Source organism: Terrirhizobium terrae (assembly GCF_030323265.1).
GTDB lineage: Bacteria > Pseudomonadota > Alphaproteobacteria > Rhizobiales > Rhizobiaceae > Neorhizobium.
In genome coordinates, this window is record NZ_CP104990.1 from 478195 (window position 1) to 502275 (window position 24081).

19 protein-coding genes and 6 pseudogenes are annotated in these 24081 nt (G+C 59.1%); 21 read left to right on the top strand and 4 right to left on the bottom strand.

Features of this window, described 5'->3' with window-relative positions:
* Positions 1-21 precede the first annotated feature (21 nt).
* From N7E02_RS02250 to mnhG, 8 genes and pseudogenes are all read left to right on the top strand, one after another.
* A pseudogene (locus N7E02_RS02250) lies at positions 22-1012 on the top strand (zinc-dependent alcohol dehydrogenase family protein).
* 545 nt (positions 1013-1557) lie between these two features.
* A complete protein-coding gene (locus tag N7E02_RS02255) occupies positions 1558-2520 on the top strand; it encodes a DUF5996 family protein (protein WP_286577893.1) in 963 nt (320 codons plus the stop codon).
* Positions 2521-3256: 736 nt separating this feature from the next.
* Positions 3257-6157: a monovalent cation/H+ antiporter subunit A gene (locus N7E02_RS02260; RefSeq protein WP_374730603.1), complete on the top strand. Its 2901-nt coding sequence runs from the start codon at positions 3257-3259 to the stop codon at positions 6155-6157.
* A complete protein-coding gene (locus tag N7E02_RS02265) occupies positions 6157-6495 on the top strand; it encodes a Na+/H+ antiporter subunit C (protein ID WP_286577894.1) in 339 nt (112 codons plus the stop codon). The genes N7E02_RS02260 and N7E02_RS02265 overlap by 1 nt, the downstream gene beginning before the upstream one ends.
* Positions 6492-8078, top strand: a pseudogene (locus N7E02_RS02270) (monovalent cation/H+ antiporter subunit D); the annotation flags it as partial. The gene N7E02_RS02265 and the pseudogene N7E02_RS02270, both read left to right, overlap by 4 nt.
* A gap of 37 nt (positions 8079-8115) precedes the next feature.
* Positions 8116-8592: a Na+/H+ antiporter subunit E gene (locus tag N7E02_RS02275; protein WP_286577895.1), complete on the top strand. Its 477-nt coding sequence runs from the start codon at positions 8116-8118 to the stop codon at positions 8590-8592.
* Positions 8589-8871 (top strand): annotated as a pseudogene (locus N7E02_RS02280) (K+/H+ antiporter subunit F). Before N7E02_RS02275 ends, N7E02_RS02280 begins: the two are co-directional and overlap by 4 nt.
* A complete protein-coding gene (gene mnhG / locus N7E02_RS02285) occupies positions 8868-9245 on the top strand; it encodes a monovalent cation/H(+) antiporter subunit G (RefSeq protein ID WP_286577896.1) in 378 nt (125 codons plus the stop codon). Before N7E02_RS02280 ends, mnhG begins: the two are co-directional and overlap by 4 nt.
* 115 nt (positions 9246-9360) lie before the next feature.
* On the opposite strand, the pseudogene N7E02_RS02290 reads toward mnhG, so the two are convergent.
* Positions 9361-9734, bottom strand: a pseudogene (locus N7E02_RS02290) (gamma-glutamyltransferase); the annotation flags it as partial.
* 59 nt (positions 9735-9793) lie between these two features.
* On the bottom strand, positions 9794-10735 hold the full coding sequence (locus N7E02_RS02295; protein ID WP_286577897.1) for an AP2 domain-containing protein: 942 nt from the start codon (positions 10733-10735) through the stop codon (positions 9794-9796).
* Positions 10736-11075: 340 nt separating this feature from the next.
* Here N7E02_RS02295 and tssI point away from each other — a divergent pair.
* The 10 genes and pseudogenes from tssI to N7E02_RS02345 all read left to right on the top strand — a co-directional run bounded on the left by tssI (position 11076) and on the right by N7E02_RS02345 (position 20072).
* Positions 11076-13194: pseudogene (gene tssI / locus N7E02_RS02300) on the top strand (type VI secretion system tip protein TssI/VgrG).
* 7 nt (positions 13195-13201) lie between these two features.
* Positions 13202-14446, top strand: coding sequence for a hypothetical protein (locus N7E02_RS02305; RefSeq protein ID WP_286577898.1), 1245 nt, complete (start codon positions 13202-13204; stop codon positions 14444-14446).
* Positions 14447-14455: 9 nt separating this feature from the next.
* Complete coding sequence (locus N7E02_RS02310) at positions 14456-14833, top strand: hypothetical protein (RefSeq protein WP_286577899.1); 378 nt, start codon at positions 14456-14458, stop codon at positions 14831-14833.
* Positions 14830-15681, top strand: coding sequence for a hypothetical protein (locus N7E02_RS02315; protein WP_286577900.1), 852 nt, complete (start codon positions 14830-14832; stop codon positions 15679-15681). Before N7E02_RS02310 ends, N7E02_RS02315 begins: the two co-directional genes overlap by 4 nt.
* A gap of 80 nt (positions 15682-15761) precedes the next feature.
* On the top strand, positions 15762-16013 hold the full coding sequence (locus N7E02_RS02320; protein ID WP_286577901.1) for a hypothetical protein: 252 nt from the start codon (positions 15762-15764) through the stop codon (positions 16011-16013).
* Positions 16014-16025: 12 nt separating this feature from the next.
* Positions 16026-16907, top strand: coding sequence for a DUF2169 family type VI secretion system accessory protein (locus N7E02_RS02325; protein WP_286577902.1), 882 nt, complete (start codon positions 16026-16028; stop codon positions 16905-16907).
* 130 nt (positions 16908-17037) lie between these two features.
* Complete coding sequence (locus N7E02_RS02330; protein ID WP_286577903.1) at positions 17038-17412, top strand: hypothetical protein; 375 nt, start codon at positions 17038-17040, stop codon at positions 17410-17412.
* Positions 17413-17453: 41 nt separating this feature from the next.
* The gene (locus tag N7E02_RS02335; protein ID WP_286577904.1) at positions 17454-18083 is read left to right on the top strand and encodes a hypothetical protein; all 630 of its coding nucleotides are present in this window, start codon (positions 17454-17456) and stop codon (positions 18081-18083) included.
* Positions 18080-19087 carry a PAAR-like domain-containing protein gene (locus N7E02_RS02340; protein ID WP_286577905.1) on the top strand — a complete coding sequence of 336 codons (1008 nt, stop codon included), beginning with the start codon at positions 18080-18082 and terminating at the stop codon, positions 19085-19087. The genes N7E02_RS02335 and N7E02_RS02340 overlap by 4 nt, the downstream gene beginning before the upstream one ends.
* A gap of 7 nt (positions 19088-19094) precedes the next feature.
* Positions 19095-20072, top strand: coding sequence for a type VI immunity family protein (locus N7E02_RS02345; RefSeq protein WP_286577906.1), 978 nt, complete (start codon positions 19095-19097; stop codon positions 20070-20072).
* A gap of 273 nt (positions 20073-20345) precedes the next feature.
* Here the strand turns inward: N7E02_RS02345 and N7E02_RS02350 are convergent, their stop codons facing one another.
* The gene (locus N7E02_RS02350; protein WP_286577907.1) at positions 20346-21242 is read right to left on the bottom strand and encodes a LysR family transcriptional regulator; all 897 of its coding nucleotides are present in this window, start codon (positions 21240-21242) and stop codon (positions 20346-20348) included.
* A gap of 138 nt (positions 21243-21380) precedes the next feature.
* Here N7E02_RS02350 and N7E02_RS02355 point away from each other — a divergent pair, with 138 nt between their 5' ends.
* Positions 21381-21710 carry a nuclear transport factor 2 family protein gene (locus tag N7E02_RS02355; protein ID WP_286577908.1) on the top strand — a complete coding sequence of 110 codons (330 nt, stop codon included), beginning with the start codon at positions 21381-21383 and terminating at the stop codon, positions 21708-21710.
* A pseudogene (locus N7E02_RS02360) lies at positions 21707-22485 on the top strand (SDR family oxidoreductase). Before N7E02_RS02355 ends, N7E02_RS02360 begins: the two are co-directional and overlap by 4 nt.
* Positions 22486-22514: 29 nt before the next feature.
* On the opposite strand, the gene N7E02_RS02365 reads toward N7E02_RS02360, so the two are convergent.
* Positions 22515-22982 carry a MarR family winged helix-turn-helix transcriptional regulator gene (locus tag N7E02_RS02365; protein WP_286577909.1) on the bottom strand — a complete coding sequence of 156 codons (468 nt, stop codon included), beginning with the start codon at positions 22980-22982 and terminating at the stop codon, positions 22515-22517.
* A 145-nt stretch (positions 22983-23127) separates the two neighbouring features.
* On the opposite strand from N7E02_RS02365, the gene N7E02_RS02370 reads away from it, so the two are divergent.
* Positions 23128-23919, top strand: coding sequence for an alpha/beta fold hydrolase (locus N7E02_RS02370; protein WP_286577910.1), 792 nt, complete (start codon positions 23128-23130; stop codon positions 23917-23919).
* Positions 23920-24081 lie beyond the last annotated feature (162 nt).

Consider the following 24081-nt stretch of genomic DNA (forward strand, 5'->3'; position numbering starts at 1 on the left):
AACGAAATAAGGATGTGCAAAATGAAAGCGATGACCCTCAAGTCTTTTGGTGGCCCGGAAGCGTTCGAACTTCGCGACGTGCCAAAGCCGGCCCCGGATGCCGGGCAAGTCCTGGTGCGGGTCCATGCAACATCGATCAACCCTCTGGATTACCAGGTCCGGCGCGGCGACTATCGTGACCTGGTGCCTTTGCCGGCGATTACCGGCCATGACGTTTCCGGTGTTGTCGAAGCCGTCGGCCGGGGCGTAACGGCATTTTCGCCGGGAGACGAGGTCTGGTACACACCGCAGATATTTGATGGTCCCGGAAGTTATGCCGAATACCATGTAGCGAACGAAAACATCGTCGCAAGGAAGCCCTCCTCGCTCAGCCATCTCGAGAGCGGCAAGTCTCAGCCTTGTCGGCGGTACGGTGTGGGAGGCTCTGGTCGGGCGGGTGGCTCTCAGAGTGGGAGAGAGCATCCTGATCCATGGCGGCGCGGGCGGGGTCGGCCATGTGGCCATCCAGGTCGCGAAGGCCATCGGCGCCAGGGTGTTCACGACGGTGCGCGAAGACAACTTCGAATTCGCACGCAGTATCGGCGCGGATGTCGTCATCGACTATCGGAAAGAAGATTATGTCGACGCCATTATGCGGGAAACAGATGGCAGAGGCGTTGACGTCGTGTTCGACACCATCGGCGGCGATGCTTTGTCCCGCAGTCCGGACGCGCTCGCACAGCTCGGTCGCGTTGTCTCGATCGTCGACATCGCACAGCCGCAGAACCTCATCGAAGCATGGGGCAAGAACGCAAGTTTTCACTTCGTTTTCACGCGGCAGAATCGCGGCAAGCTCGATGAGCTGAGCACATTGGTAGAACGTGGCCAGCTGCGGCCGCATGTAGGCGCCGTCTATTCGCTTGCCGACATTCCGCTCGCCCATGCTCGGCTGGAAACACCCAACAATGGTGTACAAGGAAAGATCGCGATAGCAGTCGAGCCTTCGGCTGAGGCAGTGCAAACAATTTCGTAATTGATAAGGTTCACGCGATGGTCGACAGTGATCGATAAGACCGTGAAGGCCGCGCGTGAACTTTAATGGTCATGGTTTCTGTGATCGATTGCCCAAAGCGATTGGAGGATCAGATGACTGTTTGTGCCTTCGTCGAAATGGGCCTGAGCCACAATGGCCTGTATGGGAGCGGATTGCCGATACCGATGCCATGAGCAGTCCGATATATTTCTGATGAATGGAATGCCTTTCGCAAGCGAGCCGGCTGGAAAGTGCAGAACTGGTTCGGGAACTTGAACAGCGTTGGGCCATCTTTCTAATCTTGCTTACAGACAAGCTGACGCGCTGGGTGACAATGGAAGCGCGCCATCATTATAACAACGTGCTTCGACTGGTGGGTGGTGCGGCGCTTAAGTGTGCGCCGGCTTGAACTCGGACTTGCTTAAATACGGCGAGGCTATTCCCCAATCAGATGACCCTGGCCATATTATCGCCGGTGCGAGGAGGGACTTGGAAGATTTGAGACACGTATAGTGTTCGAATTTCTGTGCGGAAAGGATTTAGGTATGAGCAATAACTGGCCTGAACTCGACTATCGCAATTGGCAGGAGACATGCTCCGCGCTGCATCTTTATCTCCAGATCGCCGGCAAGTATCGGCTCGCTCGCACTCCCTGGCTCAATCATTCCTGGAATGCGACCTTCTATGTCTCACCTCGCGGACTGACATCGTCGATGATCCCCGACGGTTCTGGTATCGAAATCCTTTTCGACCTCCACGATCACAAGGTCATCGGAACGACCGGCGACGGACATAGCGCATCTTTCCAGCTTCAGCCGACGACCGTTGCGGCGTTCCATGCCAGCTTTGTCAGGTTGATCAACGAGCTTGGTGGTGCTCCCATCCTCGGCGGTCAGCCGAACGAAGTGCCGGATCCCGTACCCTTTGAGGAAGACCATCGTAGCCGGCCTTATGATCGTGATGCAGTTCGACGTTTTCATCTCGCCCTGATTCAGATCGACGGGGTGTTCAACTCGTTCCGCACGTCCTTTCTCGGCAAGTCCAGTCCCGTCCATTTGTTCTGGGGTAGCTTTGATCTCGCTGTGACCCGTTTTTCAGGGAGGCGTGCACCTCTCCATCCAGGTGGAGTCCCAGCTTTGCCTGATGAAATCACGCAGGAAGCTTATGATCGCGAGGTCTCTTCGGCGGGCTTCTGGCCGGGTGGAGGTGGCGTCGACTACCCGGCTTTCTATGCTTACGCCTATCCGACGCCCCCTGCCTTTCGATCTGCGCCGGTCCAACCGGACGCCGCATTCTGGCATGATGACTTTTCAGAGTTTATTTTGCCCTATGCCGCTGTGCAGTCAGCATCTGACCCGGACGAAGCGTTAATGGCTTTTCTGTCCTCGTCCTACGAGGCAGCCGCCGATTTGGGCAATTGGGACAGGACGCTGCTTGACTGCCAACCTAGCGGCCCGGGTCAGGTACGGCCGCACGACGCTGGGCGTTCGGAAGGGGAGACTCATTGATAGATTAGCAAACGCTCGTTCCGCTTGCTTTTCCTGACCAATGAGAGCCGGGCTCGACAGAGGAGGCAGCTTCAAGCTCCTGAGACCGATAGTCTTGCTGGCTGCCCCCTTAAGTGTATCGCCCATCGAACTCTGCAGCAGACATAGTAAGGGTTCGAGCTCGTAATGCAGGGCAAGCATGCTTACCGCAATGCCCGAGGAGCCAGGCGAATGCATCCCAACCGGTCTTCAGCTCACCAGAGACAGACGCGTCACGGCCATCGGAGGCCGGGATTGCTTCCCGACGCGTGTATAAAGGCAGACGTCGCGGTGTGTCCGGCCTTAGGTTGCAGTGCCTTCGGGCCTTTCCTTCGAACAGATAGCTATGCCCTCGCCCTCGATTGATACGAAGGCAAGGCCGCCTTCCTCGAGAGCTCTTCGCAATTGAGCCTCCGTCGAGCGATGAGCCTCGTGCCGAGCGCCCTCGTAATCCCTGATCGTGCTGCGAGAAACGCCCGAACGATCAGCCAGATCGCATTGCGTCCAATCGAGAAAGCCACGGCCTGCGCGACATAGCGCCGGGGTCAGAATCTTTGCCTGATCTGCTTGACCCATAATTCCAAATCACCCATATTGGCCGACATCAATCATATATGGCACTTTCTGATGCTTGGCTAGTGGGAGCTTTCAAGCACGGACGGCAAGGGTCAAGCCAGGGAAGGGACAGGACATTGGGATAACGCTGGCGCCGGAATTCTTGCTTCTTCTGCTGGCCCTGCCGTTTATTGGAAGTATCCTGTCTGCCTTCCTGCTGAGTACGGCCTCCACAGCGTTGCCTTCTCGGCTTGCCTCAGTCATTGCAGGCGGCTGCCTCACAATCGTCGTTCTGGCATATCCGCAGGTCGTTGATGGCAACGTCATGCGCTACCAAGTTGAGTGGATACCGCAACTCGGCCTCGACTTTGCATTGAGGCTGGATGGTTTTGCGTGGATGTTCTGCGTCCTGATCACCGGTATTGGCTTTCTCGTCACTGTCTACGCCCGCTACTACATGTCCGAAGAGGATCCGGTTCCGCGATTCTTCTCCTTCTTTCTCGCTTTCATGGGGGCAATGCTTGGCATCGTCCTGTCAGGCAATGTCATCCTTCTCTCGGTCTTCTGGGAACTGACGAGCATCTCGTCCTTCCTGTTGATCAGCTACTGGCACAACTCGGCGGCGGCGCGCGATGGCGCCCGTATGGCGTTGACGATTACGGGGGTCGGTGGCTTCTGTCTGCTCATCGGCCTGCTGCTCATCGGCAACATTGTCGGCAGCTATGATCTCGACAAGATTCTCGCTTCGGGCGATCTCATTCGCGGGCATTCGCTCTACTTGCCGGCGCTCATCTTCGTACTGCTCGGCGCGCTGACGAAGAGCGCCCAGTTCCCGTTCCATTTCTGGCTGCCGAACGCGATGGCGGCGCCTACACCGGTATCGGCATTCCTGCACTCGGCGACGATGGTGAAGGCGGGCGTCTTTCTGCTCGCCCGGTTTTCGCCCGCGCTGTCGGGGACCTACGAATGGTTCTTTATTCTCGGTGCAGCCGGCATCCTGACCTTGATGATCGGCGCCTATTTCGCGATCTTCCAGCAGGATCTGAAGGGGCTGCTCGCCTATTCGACGATCAGCCATCTAGGCCTGATCACCACGCTGCTCAGTCTCGGAAGCCCGCTCGCCACGGTCGCTGCGATCTTCCACATGCTGAACCATGCGACCTTCAAGGCATCGCTCTTCATGGCGGCTGGGATCATCGATCACGAGACCGGCACGCGAGACATGCGGCGATTGAGCGGGCTGTTCCGTTACATGCCGATTACTGCGACGCTGGCGATGGTCGCAAGTGCCGCCATGGCTGGCGTTCCACTGCTCAACGGCTTCCTCTCGAAGGAGATGTTCTTCGCCGAAGCGGTCGAAACTCATGCAGATTCGATCCTCGACCGTATTCTTCCCTATGTAGCAACGCTCGCTGGTGCGTTCAGTGTCGCCTATTCGTTGCGCTTCATTCACACGGTCTTTTTCGGCCGCTCGCCGACGAACCTGCCGAAGGACACACCGCACGAGCCGCCGCACTGGATGCGTTTCCCGATCGAGCTGCTGGTGGTGATCTGCCTCATCGTCGGCATCGCACCAGCCCTGTCGGTCGGCCCATTCCTTCATACGGCTGTCGTCAGCGTGCTGGGCACCGACACGCCCGAATACAGTCTCTCGATCTGGCATGGCTTCAATCTACCGTTGATCATGAGCCTTGTCGCACTCGTGACCGGCACACTGCTCTATGTGGCACTGCGCCACTATCTCGCGACCTGCGAGGATGGCCCTCCGGTTCTCCGTCGATTGAGGGGGCAGCGCATCTTTGAACGCATTCTGGTCGAGGTTTCATGGCGCTGGGCGCGCCTTGCTGAACAGCGGATCGGGACGCGCAAGCTGCAACCACAGCTGCGCTGGGTGGTGTTTACCGGTTTCATGGCAGGTTTGCTGCCGCTCTGGCTGTCAGGCTTTGAGCCGCGTTCCTTCGTCTTTTCCGGTGTCGACAAAGCGTTCGCCGGCCTCTGGTTGATTGGCATATGCCTGGCGGTCGGGACTGCCTATCTGGCGAAATATCATCGTCTCGCCGCTCTCATCATGCTCGGCGGCATCGGTTTGATCGTCTGCACGACATTCGTCTGGCTGTCGGCACCGGATCTTGCCATTACCCAGCTTCTCGTGGAGATCGTGACCACCGTCCTTATTCTGCTTGGATTGCGCTGGCTGCCGAAGCGCACCGAGCAGATGGACGAATCCGTCACCCTTCGCGCTCGCTTTCGCCGGTTCCGAGATCTTCTGCTTGCTGTCGTCTGCGGCATCGGGATGACCTTCATCTCCTATGCCGTGATGACAATGCCGGTTCCCGACGCGATCGCCAACTATTTCCTGGAGAACGCCTATTCCGAGGGAGGTGGCCGCAACGTCGTCAACGTCATTCTCGTCGATTTCCGCGGTTTCGACACGCTGGGAGAGATCGCCGTCCTCGGCGTCGTGGCGCTGACCGTCTATGCTCTTCTCAGGCGTTTCCGTCCAGCTCCCGACAGCATGGATATGCCAGAACAGCAGCGCATCCAGAACCGCTTTGACGAGGAGCATGAGGACCGCACCGCCGGCGATACGGTGCGTGACTATCTGCTCGTGCCGTCGATCATTATGCAATGGATGTTCCCGGTCATTATCACCTTCGCGGTCTATATCTTCATGCGCGGCCATGATCTTCCGGGCGGCGGGTTTTCGGCCGGCCTGACCATGTCGATCGCCTTCCTTCTGCAATATCTGGCAGGTGGCACGCGGTGGGCAGAGGATCGCATCCGCATCCTGCCTCTGTGGTGGATGGGGCTCGGCCTTCTGGCCGCGACCATGACCGGCATTGGCGCCTGGTTCTTCGGCTACCCGTTCCTGACTTCGCATTTCCAGTATTTGCCGATCCCGCTGATCGGCAAGGTGCCGGCGGCGACTGCTCTGCTTTTCGATCTCGGTGTTTTCCTGTTGGTCGTCGGCTCGACGGTCCTCATCCTCGTCGCGCTCGCCCACCAATCGATCCGTATCAATCGTCTTCGTTCGATCGAAGCTGAAAAGGGGAGGGACGACTAATGGAAATCATCCTTTCCATCGCCATCGGCGTCATGACCAGCTGCGGCGTGTGGCTCATCCTGCGCCCCCGCACGTACCAAGTCATCATTGGCCTCTCGATGCTGTCCTATGCCGTCAATTTGTTCATCTTCGGTGTCGGCGGCGTGAAGACCAACGTGCCGCCGATCCTGACGGATGGGGCTGTGGCATCAAGGCTCGCCGACCCCGTACCGCAGGCACTGGTTCTGACGGCTATCGTCATCGGTTTCGCCACGACAGCCCTGTTTCTGGTTGTCCTCCTGGCCTCGCGCGGCCTGACCGGCACCGACCATGTCGATGGACGGGGAGAGAAGCGATGACAGAGTGGTCGCATCACCTGATCATCGCGCCGATTTTGATCCCACTTGCGGCGGCGGCAATCCTGCTTTTCATAGAGGAGCGTCGACGCGTCGCCAAAGCGATGGTCGGCTTCGTGTCGGTGCTCCTTCTCTTAGCAGTGGCAGTCATCCTCTTCCGCATCGAAAGTGGCCCAAACGATTATGAGGGCGTCTATCTTCTCGGCAACTGGTCGGCTCCTTTTGGCATCGTGCTCGTACTGGACGGCCTCTCGGCCCTGATGTTGCTCCTGACCGCTATCCTGGCGGTTGCGTCCCTTGTTTATTCGCTGGCGCGATGGCATGCGATGGGTGCGCATTTCCATTCGATGTTCCAGCTCCTTCTGATGGGCGTTAATGGGGCCTTCCTCACGGGTGACCTATTCAACCTCTTCGTCTTCTTCGAAGTCATGCTGGCTGCTTCCTACGGCCTTCTGCTGCACGGATCGGGCCCGCTGCGCGTCAAGGCGGGAATGCACTACATCGCGGTGAACCTTGCGGCCGCACTCCTGTTCCTGATCGGCGTCAGCCTGATCTACGGCACGGCCGGCACGCTCAATATGGCCGACCTCGCCGCCCGTATTCCGGAGATCGAGCCGGACCGGCGCATGCTGATGGAAGCCGGTGCGGGAGTGCTCGGCATCGCCTTCCTGATCAAGGCCGGCATGTGGCCACTCTGCTTCTGGCTGCCAACAGCCTATAGCGCCGCTTCCGCACCTGTCGCAGGCATCTTCGCTATTCTCAGCAAGCTCGGCATCTACGTCATCCTGCGGCTGACCATGCTGCTATTCGACAGCGGTCCGTCCGCGGGCTTCGGGTCGACTTTCCTGCTTTACGGCGGGCTTGCGACGCTCATCTTTGGCACAATCGGCGTGCTCGCCTCCCAGGCGCTTGGCAGGCTTGCCGGTTTTTCTGTGCTCGTGTCATCCGGCACGTTGCTCATGGTGCTCGGCATCAACGATGGCGCGGTGTCATCGGGTGCGCTTCTTTATCTCGTTAGCTCGACGCTGACGATTTCGGCATTCTTCATGCTGATCGAGCTGGTCGAACGCAGCCAGGACGCCGGCGCTAACGTTCTTGCTGTCACCATGGAAGCCTATGGCGATGCCGATGAGGACGAGCCGGAAGAAGGTGACGGTGTGACGATGCCGGGCACGATGGCGATCCTCGGCACCTGCTTTGCCATGTGCGCCATCTTGCTTTCCGGCCTGCCGCCGCTTTCCGGATTTATCGCAAAATTCGCCATGCTGTCGGCGATGATGGGCACCGGAGCAATCGGTGTGCCGCCTACCACGGCCGTTTGGACGTTGATCATTTTGGTGATCCTCTCCGGCGTCGCTGCACTCATCTCGATGACCCGCGCCGGCATCCGCACCTTCTGGACCTCACTTGAAGGAACGGTTCCCCGCGTTCTCGTTATCGAGATCGTGCCGGTCATGTTCCTTCTGGCGCTCACCCTGGCGCTGACGGTTCAGGCGAATTCGGCAATCCAGTATATGGACACGACGATCCGGACGCTGAGCAACCCGAGCCTCTATATCGATGCGGTCCGCAACGCGACGATCATACCAGGCGTCGACAGCGGCCTAGAAGGGAGGCGCATTGATGTTTCCCTACCCGCTTCTCGCCATCTCGCTGGTCCTGATGTGGATGCTCCTGAACGGTTTCACGCTCGGCCACCTGATCCTGGGCACGCTGGTCGCCGTCTTCGCTTCCTGGGCGATGGCGTCACTCAGGCCCGACAAGCCGAAGCTGCGCAACTGGCATCTGCTGCCCAAACTGTTTTTTATCGTCTTCTTCGATATCATACGCTCCAATATCGATGTCGCCTGGCTGATCTTGCGTGGACAGAAAAAGGAGCGCCGCTCCGGCTTCCTCACCATTCCGCTGGAGGTCGAGAACCGCACGGCTCTTGCCATTCTTGCCGTCGTTCTGACCAGCACGCCGGGCTCTGCCTGGCTGGAATACGATTCCTATGATCGCACCATCCTCATGCATGTACTTGACCTCGACGATGAGGCGGCCTGGATAGACACGATCAAAAACCGCTACGAAAAGCTGCTGATAGAGATATTCGTATGAGTGCCGTCATCATCTACAGCGCAGTCGCCATCGCACAGTTGATGCTTGTCGCTGCCATGGCTCTTGCGTCGATCCGAATGTTTCGTGGCCCCAGGGCGCAGGATCGAGATCATCGGCCTCGACGCGCTCTATATCAACGCCATGTTGCTGCTTGTCACTTTCGGCATCGGGACCGGCCGGGTGATCTACTTTGAAGCGGCCCTTGTAATCGGCATGCTGGGCTTCGTCGCGACGGTAGCTCTGGCAAAATTCCTCATGCGGGGAGAGGTCATCGAATGATACAGCCGGCCGCAGACATTCCACTCGCCGCCGCAATTGCGGTTGCCTTCTTCCTTATTATCGGCTCGGGGCTTGCGCTCATCGGTGCCGTTGGCTTCCTCCGGCTGCCGACATTCTATGAACGCCTGCATGCACCAACGCTCGGCACGAGCTGGGGCATCGGCGGCGTGATGGTGGCCTCGATGATCTATTTCTCGATGGCCTCATCCAGGCCCGTCATCCATGAAATCCTGATCGGCATCTTCGTGACGGTTACGACACCCATCACCTTCATGCTTCTAGCACGCGCTGCGCTCCATCGTGATCGCGCCGCCGGAAGCCACAACGTGCCAGCCAAGCGTTTAGGCGAGGCTGAAGAAGGTCCGCCAGTATAGAGCGTGGCGGTCTGACAGTTAGACATCTCCGCCGGTGACCTGCTTCGAGTTCGATGAGTATCGAGACGGCCCGATTACGGCATCCGGATTCACTATCGGCGCGATCCGTGTCGTTTCACATACCGAGCGCCATGCCGTCCTTGCGGCTGTCGGAGCCGCCTTCCAGCACGCGGCCGAAGCCGAAACTGCGTGACACATCCATAGCTTCCTTCAGGCCGAGACCATGGTCGATGATACCGGAGAGGAAGGCGGCATGCCCGGTTGCCTGATAATGGCCGCCCATGACGCCAAACGGCATCAGCGTCTTGCCGTCCTTCGTCGCCATGCCGGAATGATTGTGTGCATCGGGCGTTTCATCGGTCCGATCGCGTTCGGATGTCCCTCAATCGGGCGGAAGGACGCGCCGCGGCTGTGGAACAGCACACCGGTTGCCGGATCGAACCTTGTCGAGCCGAAGGCGTGGAAGATCGAGTTGATGAAGACGCACGCGGCATGGGCATCGGCCGCATCGCTCGCACAAGCAGCGGCTGTTGGCTCCGCACCGTGCGTCAAAGATCAGGCGGCCGCCAAGGTTTAGATCCGGTTCTCAACGGGACCCAGACTAGGACATTGAAGCCTTCAGAAAGGTCCGTGGTATCCTCGGCCAGCAGTGCATCACCGTGTGCTTCGGCAAACCAGCGCGCAATGCCAGCATCGTAGATCTCCTCAATCGTTGTGCTAATCCTAGCTTTTAGGATGGCACGGATCTCCGCTGCTGACATCGAGGCGGTACTTATATGCACCAGCTTGCGCTGTGCTGGCTGGCCGCCATCGGAGACGGCGATCGACACGCGGTCCCTGCCGTAGCTCTTTACCCGGACACGCAGTCGGGGTGGTCGGGCGGCATCGAACTGGGCATTCACCGCTGCGATCCGGGCGACCACCTCCTGATCGCTGATCTGCACCTGCGGCAGAACGTCTGTGGCCGACACCAACTGCTCGGCAAATCTCTCTCGCGTGACCGCTTCGGCATGATGGGCATAGGCGAGGTGCTTGACAGGAAGGCCTCTCAGCCAGCGGGCACGCTGGGCGATCGCCATCGATTTTGCCGCTTCCTCGCCATAGCGGCCGATGGAGAAGCTTTCCTTCTTCTGCCCCTCGTTGGTCATCAATGTGGCCTGCCAGACGTCTCCCTGCTCAGTCTCCACCCGCCGTACGCCCGATATGCCGCTCTGATTGTTCTTGCGGATCTTGACCGCCTGCTCGTGATTGGTTCTGGGCGGCAAGGCGGCGATGATCGCATCCCGATAGGCCTGCGCCTGTTCGTAGCTCGCTTCGGAGGAGCCATAGATGCTGTCCTTGAACAGCCGCACGATCCTGTGGCCGCGCCGCCGCAACGCCACCGACCAGCCGGCACCACGGTTTTTGTTCGGCTCCTCGCGGGTCAGCGCATAGGTAGCCGCATCGTCTTGCGGCGGCTGACCTGCTCTGCTTTTGCCCTTTGAGCCCAATCGATGACCCGTCCCGTCCGATATCCTGATCCTTGCCGGCCTCAACAAGCCGATCCCGCTTCGGCGTTTTGCTACGGTAAGGAAAATGCCGGTAAACCAGATATCGTCCATGCTTGACGCACGCAAGAACAGCTCTATGGCCCTGTTCCATATCGAGGCAAAATCCTGAATGTCGCCCGACTGCCTTATTCAGGGTTGACCTTCTGCCTCCGGACATTATTTTCAACAGCGCAAACATGACGTGCATTTTTCAGGGCATCGTCGGTGTTGGCCAGCCGTCGATACACGGCTTGTCGCCGGTGGTGCCTTTCTTGATTTTTAAAAGACGATCGAGGCCCTCATGGACACTGGCGCATCCGGCGCGTCTGCCGATTTCATCCAGGCAGCCCGCATCCTGAAGATCGTGTCGCCCTTGGGCGAGGATCAGTTGCTTGCCGAGCGGGTGACGATCGAGGAGGGTGTCGCAGCTGTTCGAGATCCGCCTGTCCGCCCGCACCAAGAAGAACCAGATCAAGCCGGAAGAGCTGATCGGTCGGCTTCTCGATGTGTCTGTCGAGGTGCAACAGGGCGACGGCGAGGAAGGCTCGGCCATTCGCCGGCCGTTCAACGGTCTCGTCACCGAACTCAACGAAGGCCCGCCGATCACGAGAGGCCTGCGCTCCTATGCGATGGTCTTGAGACCACAGATGTGGCTTCTGTCGCGCCGCTCCGACTGCCGCATCTGGATGGACAAGACGTCTGTCGAGATCTGCGAGACGCTGTTTTCCGAACACGGCATTCCGGCCCCGGACTTCTCGGGTGTCATCTCAACGCCTCCACCACAGCACTACTCAGTTCAATGGAACGAGAGTGATTTAGCCTTCCTGACAAGGCGTTTCGAGGAGGACGGGCTGTTCTACTGGTTCAGCCACGAGGACGGCAAGCACAAGCTGCATGTGGCCGACACGGCCAATGGCTGGCTCGGCCCATCGCCGTCTGCGCAAGGGGAGGGCAGGGTGCGCCTGGCGCAGGGCTCGTCCGACCGCAACCATATCAACGAATGGGCACGGCGCTTCTCCTATGTGCCGGGCCAGCGGGCCGGCGCCGACTGGAACTTTGAAACACCGCGCATGGTGCCGGGCACGATGACGCCGTCGCTGGTGCAGATGCCGGATGCAACGAAGCGCGAGCTTTACGAATACCCGGCCCGCATCTCGTCGGTGGCCGAAGCCGAGCGGGCGCAGAAGCTTAGGTCGCAGGCGTCGGAAGCCGACCACGACCGTGTGTTCGGTGCCTCGACAAGCCGTATCCTCGAGGTCGGACGGCGGTTCACGCCTTACGAAGTCGCGCATCCCGACCATGCCTATGACGAGCATGTACTGATCAGGGCAGCCTACACGATCGTCGACCGATCCTACGAGACCAATACCAACGAGCCGGAATACCGCAACGAGTTCGAGGCGGTGCCGTCGCGCGTGCCGATGACGCCGCATCGCGAGACGAAGCGTCCGCGCATCGAGGGCACGCAGGTGGCGATCGTCGCGGGACCGGAAGGCGAGGAGATCCATCCGGACCAGTACGGCCGCATCAAGGTGTGGTTCCCCTGGGACCGAAAGGCAAAGAAGGATGGGTCCGACACATGCTGGGTGCGCGTCAGCCAGACATGGGGCGGTGGCGCCTGGGGCGCGCAGGTGATCCCCCGCATCGGCATGGAAGTGATGATCGCCTACGTCGATGGCGATCCCGACCGGCCGCTTGTCACCGGCGTCGTGCCGAACCCCACCAATAGCGTGCCCTACGACCTGCCGGCCAACAAGACCCGTATGGTCATGCGCTCGAACACGCATAAGGGCACAGGCTATAACGAGATGAGCTTCGAGGACGAAGCGGGCAAGGAACAGCTTTTCCTTCATGCCCAGAAGGACCACGACGTCCATGTTCTCAACGACACGCGTGAGCGGATCGAACGTGACCGTCATCAGCACGTTGCCAATGACAAGACCGGATTCGTGGGAGGCGATCTCGAGCAGGTCGTGGCGGGAAATGTCTCGATCTCTGTCGGCGAGAACAAGCTGACGGAATATCTCCTATCGCGAACGATGAACATGTTCGGAAACTTTTCCGACTTCCTCCAGAAGCTGCGGATTCCGGATCCCTTCAATTTCGCCAAGGGCAATTACCAGCTGTTCATCGAGAAGAACAAGTCGGAGATCGTTCATGGCGGCAGCTCGGAAATCGTTGGCGTGGCGAAGTCCACCATTGTCGGCAACCTCCTACAGACCACCGTCGGCAAGAAGATGAGCGTTATTGTCCGCGGTCGCTATGACGCGGATATCGGGCGGGTTCACAACATCAATGTCGGCGAACAGTTCAATATCCGCGTCGGCGAAAATGTTCTTATCACCATGTCTAAGGAAGGTGATGTGACGATCAATGCCAAGCGCATCCGCTTTAAAGCCGACAGCATAGATCAGAACTGAGACAGCGATGAGCGGCAAGCCTCAAAACCAGTCACAAAGCGGCGGCGTTGTGCTTCCACCCTTGCGGCAGCGGACGGCGCGCGAGGAGGAAGCGCTTCGGCAGGTGGTGCGCAAGGATCTGGAAGGATACTGCCGGCCGCCCTTCAAATGTGATCCGGTACGCCCTCCTTACAAGCCAGGTTATCAGCCTAGTTCCTCCTACGCGCCATGGCAGTTTACGCCAACAGGGAACGCTTCGGTCAGCCCGCTTCTCGGCGGACAGACGCCACGGCAGCATCAGAACACAATGCTGTCCTCCGACGGATTTGCGTCGGACGCCACGAAGGTGGAAAGCGAAGGCGATCCACAGGCGGTTGCCAAGGAAGCCGAAGCGCGCCCGCCCAACGAACTGATCAAGGAAGAGAAGGAAGACGACAACAAGCCCGAGGTCAAAAGCTCTTTCAGCTCGAAAGTAGAATCGGAAGAAGGCTACGAGTCGTCGAAGACTCGCTATTCCGATGGAACCAAGACAAGCAAGGGCGAGCATACCTCGACCTACAAAGAGAGTGGCAAGCCGTTCAAGGGCAAATACGATGCTTCATCGAAGATCGAGCAGAAGATCGCCGGTGGCTCCCTTGTCGAGAAGAAGGACACCGATGGTTTTGCGCAAGGCAGCCTGAATTTCGCAAATGCCCAGGCACAGACAGCGACCGGAATGGGCATGTCCGACGATTGGACAGGCGGGAATGCCGGTCTTTCAGGAACCGTCGGCGGGTCGGCTTACGCAAGCCTACTCGAGGCGGAGGGGTCGCTGAACAAGGACGGCTTCCTGAGCGGCAAAGCTGGCCTGACCGTGCTGAAGGCGGAAGCGACGGCACAGGCCAAGATGAAAGTTGGAGTCTATAACGGGTCACCGACCGCAGCCGTAGCCGGAAAGCTCGGCGTTGATCTGACGGCGGCCGAGGTCAAAGCCGGCGGCGGTATCGCCGCAACGCCCTATCGTGCCGGAAACTTTGTCGTCCATACGTACAATGGGCTGGCGGACTGGGCCGGCTGGGATACGCGGCTGGAAGAAATCGACAAGTCTTGGGACTGGGGCATCTTCCTGGAATTCGGAGGCCAGGCAAGCGTCGGGGCGACCGCCGAGATCGAGGGAGAAGCAGGGGCGCTCGAAGATGGCAAATATGGTGTCAGGACCAGGGGCAAAGCGGCTCTGGGTGTTGGGGGCGGATTGAACTTGGGAATTGGTCTGCAGAGACCGTCCTCAGAATAGAGGCAGAGGATGCGCATGATGTTGAGTTTCGAACCGGAATTAGCGAAAAAACTTCGCCCACGGTTCTACGTCAAGACGATGGTTGGAGCATTGCTGATGCTCGTAAGTGTAATGACCGAGGTTTCCATGGCTGAGACATACCCGAAGGAGCGCATTTTCGCGATCAGCGACGAGGCGACTGCTGGCTCTTCGCGCAAGAAGATCGATCTCGGTAAAACGGGGTTCAGTTTCACCACTCTGTTGGACGACAAGACGGAGATCTGGATCGACCCCGCAATGGACGACAAGCGGGGCGTGATCGCCAAGATCTACGAGCCGGAAAACCGGGATAAGCTGATGATCGATGTGCATCGGCTACACTTCCTTCCTTTGCCGAAGCCCAGGTGACGGGCTACGGCTTTCTGGCGCTGAAAGGCTATAACCGGATCATTCAGGACAAGTCGAAAGGCAATACCGTGTTCGGCTATCTTGCCGGCAGCGACTATGACGATGCGAGGGGCTACTCACGCATGGCGCGTGCCGCGGTCGTTACCCATGGACGGGATGTGCTCGTCGTCGTGGCGCAGTTCGATTACGACGATTACCCCGAGCTGGAAGACAGGCTTGCGATGTTCTTTGGCGGCATCAAGATGGAAGAGGCAGGCGCGGCGTTCGAAAGCTTGGCTGAGGAGAAGACCGAGCACGGCGAAAGCTTCCTCTATCCGCGAGACTGGCAGGTGAAGAAGCTGGATGCCGCCGATCGGCCTGTGGGGAGTTCCGACTATTCCATGGCGATGGAGGGTAGCGAGTTTCCCAATGTTCTCCTCCTGATCCGCCAAGGGAACCTGGAAGAAGCGCGCAAGGTTGGCGCTAAGATGATTTCTGAATTCACCGATCAAGTCGAGAAAAGCGGCAAGGCGTCTTTTGCCGGTGATCCGACCTTGGAAACGTTCAAGGACGAAGGCGGAGACGCAATCGCACATTCCTATGCACGAGGCTGGGATATACCGAGCGGCGGCCCCTTCGTCAGCGAATTCTACGTGCAGAAGAACCTCGCCGCCTCATCGACCTCCATCGTCGGTCTGAATTCTCTGGATGTCCGCCGCCGGATCGACACGTTTGACGAAGAGGCGCAGCAGGCCCTTTTCAAAGGATGGGTGACGGGCGTGTCGGCCTACTCGGTAGTCAAGATGTCGCTGACGCACGACGAGGACGCGGTATCGAAGGAATTCGACCTGCGCGCTACCGGACATTGATGCATGCCTGCGGGATGACGATAGCCCCGCTGTAAGAAGACTGAGATCGATCTTCAGGTGACGAACAGGATTTTGAAGCCATGAGCGATATGCCAGACCGGACGAAATTTGCACCTCACCTGCTTCTCGGAGATCCCGAGGCCTGGACGAAGCTGATGGCACTGGCAGCAATGATCGACATAGAGCCAGGTTCCGGTGCGCTGATGGTGCGCAACGGCAAATCTGTGCTGACCTTGCGGCCGGATGGGCATATCAGCGTGCGGGGCGTCAGCATCTCGCAGACCGCCGACCGCCTTATCGTGCTCGATGCCGCGACGATCGATCTGAACTGACGGGGCACGGTGATGTGGGAGGTCGACAATCGTAGCCCGTTTGCTGCGCTGGGCTATTTCGTGCGTGATCACGCCGGGCTGGAGCACTGGGTCCTGGCGATCCGGGCGCGGTTTTCGATCCTGGACGATGGTTTCAGCCGGCTTGCGGATGACCAGGGTGAGATCCGCATCCAGCCCGATTACGCGGATAACCTGTCGGAAGAACTGCTGAGCGAGGCGGATTTCTTCCCCTTTCGGCCGAAAGCCGATTTCATCCTGACCGGCGATGTCGTGGCGCCTGAAGGGCGTTCCGTCAACAAGGTCCATGTCGGTTTTGAACTGGGCCAGCAGTCCAAGAGCGCGATCGCCTTCGGCTCGCGGCTTTTGCGCATGCGGGACGGCGCTCTGCGGCTCGAAGGCTACGAGCCTTTCCAACGCTGCCGTCTCAGTTGGCGCAACAGCCTTGGCGGTCCCGACTTCGCCGATACGGGAGGAGAAGCGCATCCGGCCAATCCGATCGGTTTCGGATGGACGTCGAAGTGGGGTCAGCTTGCCGCCGATACCGATGTTAGGCTTCCCTTGATCGAAAGCACGCAGGCGCCGATCGGCGAAGGGGCTCTGCCCGATCCCTGTGGCTTCGGTGCCGTCCAGCCTGGATGGGCCAGCCGCGCCCGCCATGCAGGAACCTATGACGAAGACTGGCGCAAATACGAGGCGCCCCTTTTTCCGGCCGATTTCTCCGCCGATTTCTTTCAGGCCGCACCGGAGGGGCAGGTCATGGATCTCAGGGAGAGGAGTCGATCCGCATTTCGGGCCTGCATGAGGCGGGGGATTATCGCTTTCGGCTGCCGCAGGTCATCCTCGACACTGCGACCTGGGTGGGCCGACAGAAGCTCGATGCCCGGCCTCGGCTGATCTCGGTTGCGGTCAACGGCACGGAGAAGACGATCGAAATGCTGTGGAATGCGGCAATTGCCTGCCCTGAGGGCGATATGGCTGTGGCTCGCAGTCGCGTTCATATCAAGCAGATGGCAGGTGTGGTGGCATGAACGTGTCAGCCGGCATAGTGGGCGTTGGAACTTCTTGCCCCCTTGGGCAGGGATTGGATGGACTTCATCGCGCCTATTTGGGGCGGGATCGCAATTTCGTGCGCTCTTTGCACGGACCGATCGGCCCCGACGGGCAGGCCATGACGCTTTCCTGCGTCATGGCTTTCGAGGAGGTGCGCGACTATGACACTCGGCTGCAGCATCTTTTCGCCGCTGCTTTCGACGATCTCGTCGCCCGCGTGGAAATGGATACGTCGGTTGGTCTGAGGCTTGTTGTGCCGGCCTGGCTCGGCCAGCATGCGATCGGTGCCCGGCTGCAGGCTTGGATCGAAAAAACTATTCCTCACGGTTCAGTTCCGTCTCCCTTTTGAGCGACGGAGCTACAATCGCGCTCTACGAGGTCGCGAAAGCTTTGAAAGAGCTTCAGGATGAGGATGGCGGCGCCTTCGTAGTGGGTGCCCTCGACAGTTTCATGGATGCCGAACTGCTGGACCTGCTGGCGGTCAACGGGCGCCTTTTCAGCCGCAGCAATCCGCATGGTTTGATCCCGGCAGAAGCGGCAGTGCTTGTCATGGTGGCATCGGCCGAGGCGCATCGGCGGGCTTCGCCGATTATCGGAACGGTGCGATCGGTTTTCACCGGGTTCGAGCAGGAAAGTCTCTTGGCGCCGAAAGGTGTCATCGGCCGTGGCCTTGCCAAGCCCTTGCGGCAGGCTTTCGAAACCGTTTCGCCGGCTCGCTTCCTTGTCGACCTCAATGGCGAACGCTGGCGTTCCGAAGATCTCGGATTTGCCCTGTCCGGCGCGCGGGTTTCCGACGAGCTGTTGGCGGACTTCGAAACGCCGATCGCCTTTACCGGGGATTGCGGAGCGGCCAACAGCCTGATCATGGCCACTGTCGCAATGGGCGCAGGGCAGGCCGGTGGGGCGGATAAGGCGGAAGACCACGCCGCCGGCGTTTCGATCCTGTCGATCGCCCTGCCGCAGGGGCCGCGCTGCGTTGCAGTGCTCCAATCTCAAGACAAGCAGGGAGTGGACGCATGAGGGAAACCGTCTCCATCAATGGGCTGACGCTCTGCCACAAGCATTCCGACGGCTGGGTACGGTCGACCCTGCCGGATGTATGCAAAAGTCCGGACAAGCCCATCCCTTACGTCAATACCGCCTATGCACGCGATCTGGCCAAGGGCACGATCTCGGTCTTTTCCCATGGCGGCGCGATGTGCGGCATCAAGGGATCGGAATTCAATCGCTCTTTCGGGGATGAGCCCGGTGTGGGCGGCGGTGTAACGTCCGGCGTCAATTTGCACCGCGCGACCTTCCTGTCCTGGTCGCCGAATGTCTTTATGGAAGGGCGCAATGTCACGCGGCTGACGGATCGGATGCTGCTCAACAAGGGCAATACGATGTCGGCCGGCGGCTATTTCACCGGACCGGTCCGCGACGAGAAGAACCGTGAACTGTTGGACGAAATCTGCAAGGCGGCCTGTGCCTGTCAAGCCGCCGGCACCATGAACGGCCGCTGCGTCGCGGAGAAGATGACTGAATGGGCCCAAAAGAACAATCGCAGTATCGAACCCGAGGTCGCATGGGACCTGAATGACGGGCAATGGACGATGCGGCGCAGGCCTGATGGTTCGATCATGCGCGGCGGCGGAAAGCGGCCCATCGACTTCATCGATCTCGATAATATGACAGGGACCGAATACAAGGGACCTGGCGACCGCATGCGCGGCAAGCAGAGCGATTATATCGACGAGATCACCGAACAGCACGATATGACGCGCGAAGACGTGAATTTCAAAAACGATTGCGATTGCTCAGGTGGCGGCAGCGCCCCGGCGCCGGTCACCGTACCGGCGACGGCACCCGCCAAGGAGCCCGCCGAGCTCTTGAATGATCCGGTCCAGTGGGCCAAGGAAAATCCATGGAAGGCCACGGGGCTGGCCGTCGGCGGGATCGCCACCGGCGGCCTCCTGATTTACGGCGGCGCGGCTGCAGCTGCGATTCTGGGAGGGCTGACTTTGACGGCAGCGACGGCGGGTTGAGGACACTATGACGCAAGACACAGACAAGCTATCGGCCGAAGCTGGCGACTGGAGCATTCTCGATAGGATTGCGGTGGAATCCACGCGCGGCGTGCCCCTGCTTCGCTTCGGGCATTATATCGATTTTGCGCTGCAGAAGGCGACAAGCCTCGAAATCCGCGAAAGAATGGCCGAGGTCCTGATCGACTATAAGCGGATTTTCGCAAGCCAGGTGACCCACTATCTTCCTCATAATGGGCGAAAGCTCCACCCTCTCAAAGGCTTCGATTATGACGCCTATGTCATGGAACGTGCGCGCACGCCGGACAATGTGAAGGACGATGAGAGCTTCGAAGCGGCGTTGTTCGGCTATCCGGATGCTCGCGACCTCGATGATCCGACAGTCTATTATGCGGAGGCGGTCGGCAATACGGAAATGCGGGAATTTTCCCGCATCGCGATCTATCTACCGGCAAGCTGGCCGGAAACGGTCGGCTATGATGAATACAGGTCGCTCGTCCAGCGATGGTGCGAAATGTTGAAGCCGGCCTACGGCACGGCAGGACTTTCCATTCTGTTCAACGAGGGTCGGCAGGGGCTGGCCGACCGCCTGCTCGCCTTTCCCATCGCACGGCGATTTCCCGGCCTCGACGTGCCGGAGCAATCTCGCTGGTATGTGCGGATGAACCGTCTGCGGAAGAGGGCAATCAGAACTATCAACTGGTTGACCTTCATCGATGACGGTTTCGTCTCCGAATTGGGCGGTACCGACAGACTGGCCGAACAACTCGGGCAAGGGTGCCCCATTTATTCCTATGACGGAGGTATCGTCATCCAGGCTGGTAAACGGCCCGAAATCGGTGATATCAACCGTGGCCTTGTCCCGCACTCCTATAAGACGGTCTCTGACGTTCTGAAGCCTATTCGATTCGAGGAGCACCAGCGACCGCTCATCGATGCGCCGCAGCCGCTCGATCTCGCTGGAGGAAACTCTGCGATGGGTTAAACGGTTCGACTGACATTGGTTTTTGAGATCTCACGTTTTCTGCGGCGATAGGTCAAAAGATGACCGTACATCGTACGTACCGTCTTTCATAAAGGACGCGGGCGGAGGATTGGGCCTCATACGCTCCATTATGTCCAGAAGACCTAGATCTTGAACGACTGCGAAGCACTCGCATCCGCTGCGATTGGTGGACTGCGGACTATTCGGGGCCCAAGCCATCTCGTGAAAGAGGACATCGCGGCGGACCAACTGCTACCGTGATAAACTAGAGCCTCACTTGTTCGCAAACTCGCGAGCAGCCTGAATGAACGCACTGAAGGCGGCCGGCGGATTCTTTCTGCCAGGATAGTATAATGCCAAAGGCGCCAAGGACGGGGTCCACTCTTCGAGAACGCGAACCAATCGGCCGGCCGCAATGTCTTCGCGCACTTCCGATTCCATAACGTATCCGAGCCCAACGCCATTCTGAGCCGCTATTTTGACGAGACTAGGCTCGTCGAGCGTGATCGAGCCTTGCACATCGATCTGGACCACGTTTCCGTCCTTCTCAAATTTCCATCGGAATAAGGCGTTGTTAGGAAGACGCGCACGGATACATCGGAACCGGTATAGGTCCGCCGGAACGATTGGCGTTCCGTGAGTGCGCAGGAAATCCGGCGAAGCGACGACGGCGTTGCTGCGCTTTCGACCGAGTGGCACGGCGATCATATCGTGCGGCACCAGGTCGGCAGGTCTCAGGCCCAGATCGAACCCGGCTCCAACGATGTCGACGAGCCGCCCCTCTGTGACCAGATCAATGTGCACCTGCGGGTAACGCTGCAGGAAGGTGAGGATGAGCGGTTCCATCATCTCTCGCGCCGCTGTCGCAAATGCATTGATGCGCAATGTGCCGCTCGGGATATCCTGAAGCGATTGGGCCGTGAGCATGGCATCGTGAATGTCGGTCATAGCCGGTCCAATCCGTTCGACGAATGTCGTCCCCGCATCCGTGAGCGAGACGCTTCGCGTCGTTCGGTTGAACAGCCGAATGCCCAGGTTCTTCTCAAGCTTGGCGATGGCATTGCTGAGTGCTGTCGTGGACATGCCGAGATCGAGCGCCGCAGCCCGAAACGAACCGTGACGAGCGATGCTGAGAACAGCATCCAGATCGGTAAGAACAGACCTCGTCATTGTCCCTCTTTTCGCAACGTCTCATCCTATTTAGTCCCGCTTATCGCGTCAATCGCACTGAATTAAGTTAGCGCCTATCGACCCCGTTGGGCCGAGGTTGCAGTCGGCAAAGGCTGGAAACGTGATTGGAGGACCAAGATGACTGTCAAATTACCCAGGGCCATCGAAGCCTATTTCGACGCCGACAGAACTGGAAACCCCGAAACCATCGCTGATGCCTTTACCGAGAACGGTATCGTCAGGGACAAGGGTGAGACCCATAGAGGGCGCGACGCCATTCGCATGTGGATGGCGGACGAAAGCCAGCAGTACGACTATACAGTAGACCCCTGCCTCATCTCCAATGAACACGGGAAGACCGTGGTCACTGCCCATGCCGTTGGCGATTTCCCAGGCAGCCCGATCGACCTGCGCTTCATCTTCGTTCTCGCGAACGAAAAGGTCGCCGAGCTGGAGATCACCGTATGAGCCCCTTTCTCACACTGCAGGGGCGTCGGGCCCTGATAACCGGCGGCACCTCAGGCGCCGGCGCTGCCACGGTGGCGCTCTTCCAGCAGCTTGGCGCGCGTGTGTTGACCACCGCTCGCAAACGGCCGGCGGATTTATCCGGTGCGGCATTCGCCGAAGCTGACTTGACCACGGGAAGAGGGTTCAAGCTGTCGTCGATGCGGTACATCGGGAACTTGGTGGGCTCGACATCCTCGTAAATGTGCTGGGCGGCTCTTCCGCTCCTTCAGGCGGCTTTGCCGCGCTCACCGACGAGGAGTGGGAAAGGGAGTTCGACCTCAATTTCTTTCCGGCGGTCAGGCTCGATCGTGCTCTGATCCCCGGGATGGTCGCGCAGGGAAGTGGTGTCGTCATCCACGTCACCTCGATCCAGAACCGCCTGCCTTTACCGGAGGCGACGACCGGCTACGCTTCGGCCAAGGGGGCGCTCAACACCTATAGCAAAAGCATCTCGAAGGAGGTGTCTCCAAAGGGGGTACGGGTGGTGCGCGTTTCTCCCGGCTGGATCGCCGATCCAGGGGCCAACGGTCTAGCCCTGCGCATAGCCGATGAGGCCGGTATTGAATACGAGGCTGCACTGCAGGTGATCATGAACTCGCTCGGCGGCATACCGCTCGGACGGCCAGCAGCGCCGGAGGAAGTTGCCGACCTGATCGCGTTTCTTGCATCGGATCGAGCATCATCGATCACGGGCACAGAGCATGTGATCGATGGCGGGACCGTTCCGACCGCTTGAGCATTCAGGCCATTGACCACCATTGGAGATCAGGCGGGTACATCCCACCCGCCGATCTGGGAATAGATCGCGTTACGGAGATGCCGGACATCGCGGTTGAGAGCCGCGAGTTCCTTCGGCGTCTGGGTCGAGGCGGCGAGCAAAGTGTTGCTCAGGCAGCCTGCCTTGTGCTGCAAGGCACGGCCTTCGTCGGTCAAGGCGATGACGACCTGCCGCTCGTTGCTCAGGTTTCGCGTCCTACGCAGCAAGCCGGAGGTCTCAAGTCGCTTCAGGAGCGGTGTCAGGGTGCTGGATTCAAGAGCAAGAGCGCGAGCAATGGCGCCGACCGTCTGCCCATCTTCGCTCCATAGCACGTTAAGAACCAGATATTGCGGGTAGGTCAGGCCCAGCTCGTCGAGAAGGGGCTTGTAGGCCCGCTGGATTGCAATGCCGGCGGTGTAGATCGCGTAGCAAAGCTGGTCCTGCAGTGGCGGTGGATCATTGTGGCGTGCGGTCATTCTGAGCTCCTGTCCGTGTGAAATGTAACGAACGAAACGACGAAAAACAATATCGCGATAATAATTACGTTGACGCGCAGAATAAAGTCTGGCAGCTTAAATATATCGCGATAAGTATTATCGCAATTAACAAGAGGAGAAAGCCATGATACGAAAGACCACTATCACCGTCGCCGCGATTGCAGCCGCAGCCTCCTTAGCTGCCGCACTGCCGACAAATGCCGCTGACCCCATCCCCCAGGATCAGTCCGTCAGAAACGTCGTCCTCGTTCATGGAGCCTTTGCGGACGGCTCTGGTTGGAGGGGCGTGTATGACAACCTCACCAAGCGTGGTTATCGCGTGACCATCGTCCAGAATCCGCTGACGTCTCTCGCCGATGACGTTGCCGCGACTGCCCGCGCGCTTGAGCGCCAGGACGGCCCGGTCATTCTCGTCGGACATTCCTGGGGCGGTACTGTCATCACCGAAGCCGGTATCGATCAGAAGGTTGCCGGCCTCGTCTATGTCTCCGCGCTTTCTCCGAATGCCGGCGAAACGACGGCTCAGCAATACGAGGGTTTTGCTCCGGCATCGGAGTTCGTCATCGAAACCACGACGGATGGTTTTGGCTATGTCAGCCCGGATAAATTCAAGGCTGGGTTCGCGCATGACGTCAGCGACGCCGATGTTGCGTTCATGAGAGATGCCCAGGTCCCGATCAATATGTCGGCATTCGCCACGAAGCTTGAACATGCCGCCTGGCGCACGAAGCCAAGCTGGGCTGTCATCGCAACCGAAGACAAGGCTTTCGATCAGGCCATGCTGATCCACATGGCTGAACGCATCAAGGCGAAGATCGCCAAGGTCTCGGCAAGCCATGCACTGTTCATGACCCAGCCGGAGGCCGTGGCCGAAACCATTGATCAGGCCGCCAAGGCCGTCTCGGCGAAGAAGTAATGTCAGGCACAGCGTCATCGGGACGGCCAAATGTCCCGATGACGACAAGCAGTACCAGCTTGATCAAAAAAGGCGGACTGGGTCACCCCTTCGAGGGCAGCTGATTTCGGGCTGAGCCTCAACGGCTGCCCTCGCATTTCCATAATTCACGAATTTGAGTGC

What these genes read in the sequence shown, in the direction of transcription:
- N7E02_RS02330 (WP_286577903.1), top strand. Translation starts at nt 17,038, where the DNA reads ATGAACGTGTCAGCCGGCATAGTGGGCGTTGGAACTTCTTGCCCCCTT.
- N7E02_RS02345 (WP_286577906.1), top strand. Translation starts at nt 19,095, where the DNA reads ATGACGCAAGACACAGACAAGCTATCGGCCGAAGCTGGCGACTGGAGC.
- N7E02_RS02320 (WP_286577901.1), top strand. Translation starts at nt 15,762, where the DNA reads ATGAGCGATATGCCAGACCGGACGAAATTTGCACCTCACCTGCTTCTC.
- N7E02_RS02350 (WP_286577907.1), bottom strand. Translation starts at nt 21,242, where the DNA reads ATGACGAGGTCTGTTCTTACCGATCTGGATGCTGTTCTCAGCATCGCT.
- N7E02_RS02365 (WP_286577909.1), bottom strand. Translation starts at nt 22,982, where the DNA reads ATGACCGCACGCCACAATGATCCACCGCCACTGCAGGACCAGCTTTGC.
- N7E02_RS02355 (WP_286577908.1), top strand. Translation starts at nt 21,381, where the DNA reads ATGACTGTCAAATTACCCAGGGCCATCGAAGCCTATTTCGACGCCGAC.
- mnhG (WP_286577896.1), top strand. Translation starts at nt 8,868, where the DNA reads ATGATACAGCCGGCCGCAGACATTCCACTCGCCGCCGCAATTGCGGTT.
- N7E02_RS02310 (WP_286577899.1), top strand. Translation starts at nt 14,456, where the DNA reads ATGCGCATGATGTTGAGTTTCGAACCGGAATTAGCGAAAAAACTTCGC.
- N7E02_RS02275 (WP_286577895.1), top strand. Translation starts at nt 8,116, where the DNA reads ATGTTTCCCTACCCGCTTCTCGCCATCTCGCTGGTCCTGATGTGGATG.
- N7E02_RS02370 (WP_286577910.1), top strand. Translation starts at nt 23,128, where the DNA reads ATGATACGAAAGACCACTATCACCGTCGCCGCGATTGCAGCCGCAGCC.
- N7E02_RS02265 (WP_286577894.1), top strand. Translation starts at nt 6,157, where the DNA reads ATGGAAATCATCCTTTCCATCGCCATCGGCGTCATGACCAGCTGCGGC.
- N7E02_RS02305 (WP_286577898.1), top strand. Translation starts at nt 13,202, where the DNA reads ATGAGCGGCAAGCCTCAAAACCAGTCACAAAGCGGCGGCGTTGTGCTT.
- N7E02_RS02255 (WP_286577893.1), top strand. Translation starts at nt 1,558, where the DNA reads ATGAGCAATAACTGGCCTGAACTCGACTATCGCAATTGGCAGGAGACA.
- N7E02_RS02325 (WP_286577902.1), top strand. Translation starts at nt 16,026, where the DNA reads ATGTGGGAGGTCGACAATCGTAGCCCGTTTGCTGCGCTGGGCTATTTC.
- N7E02_RS02340 (WP_286577905.1), top strand. Translation starts at nt 18,080, where the DNA reads ATGAGGGAAACCGTCTCCATCAATGGGCTGACGCTCTGCCACAAGCAT.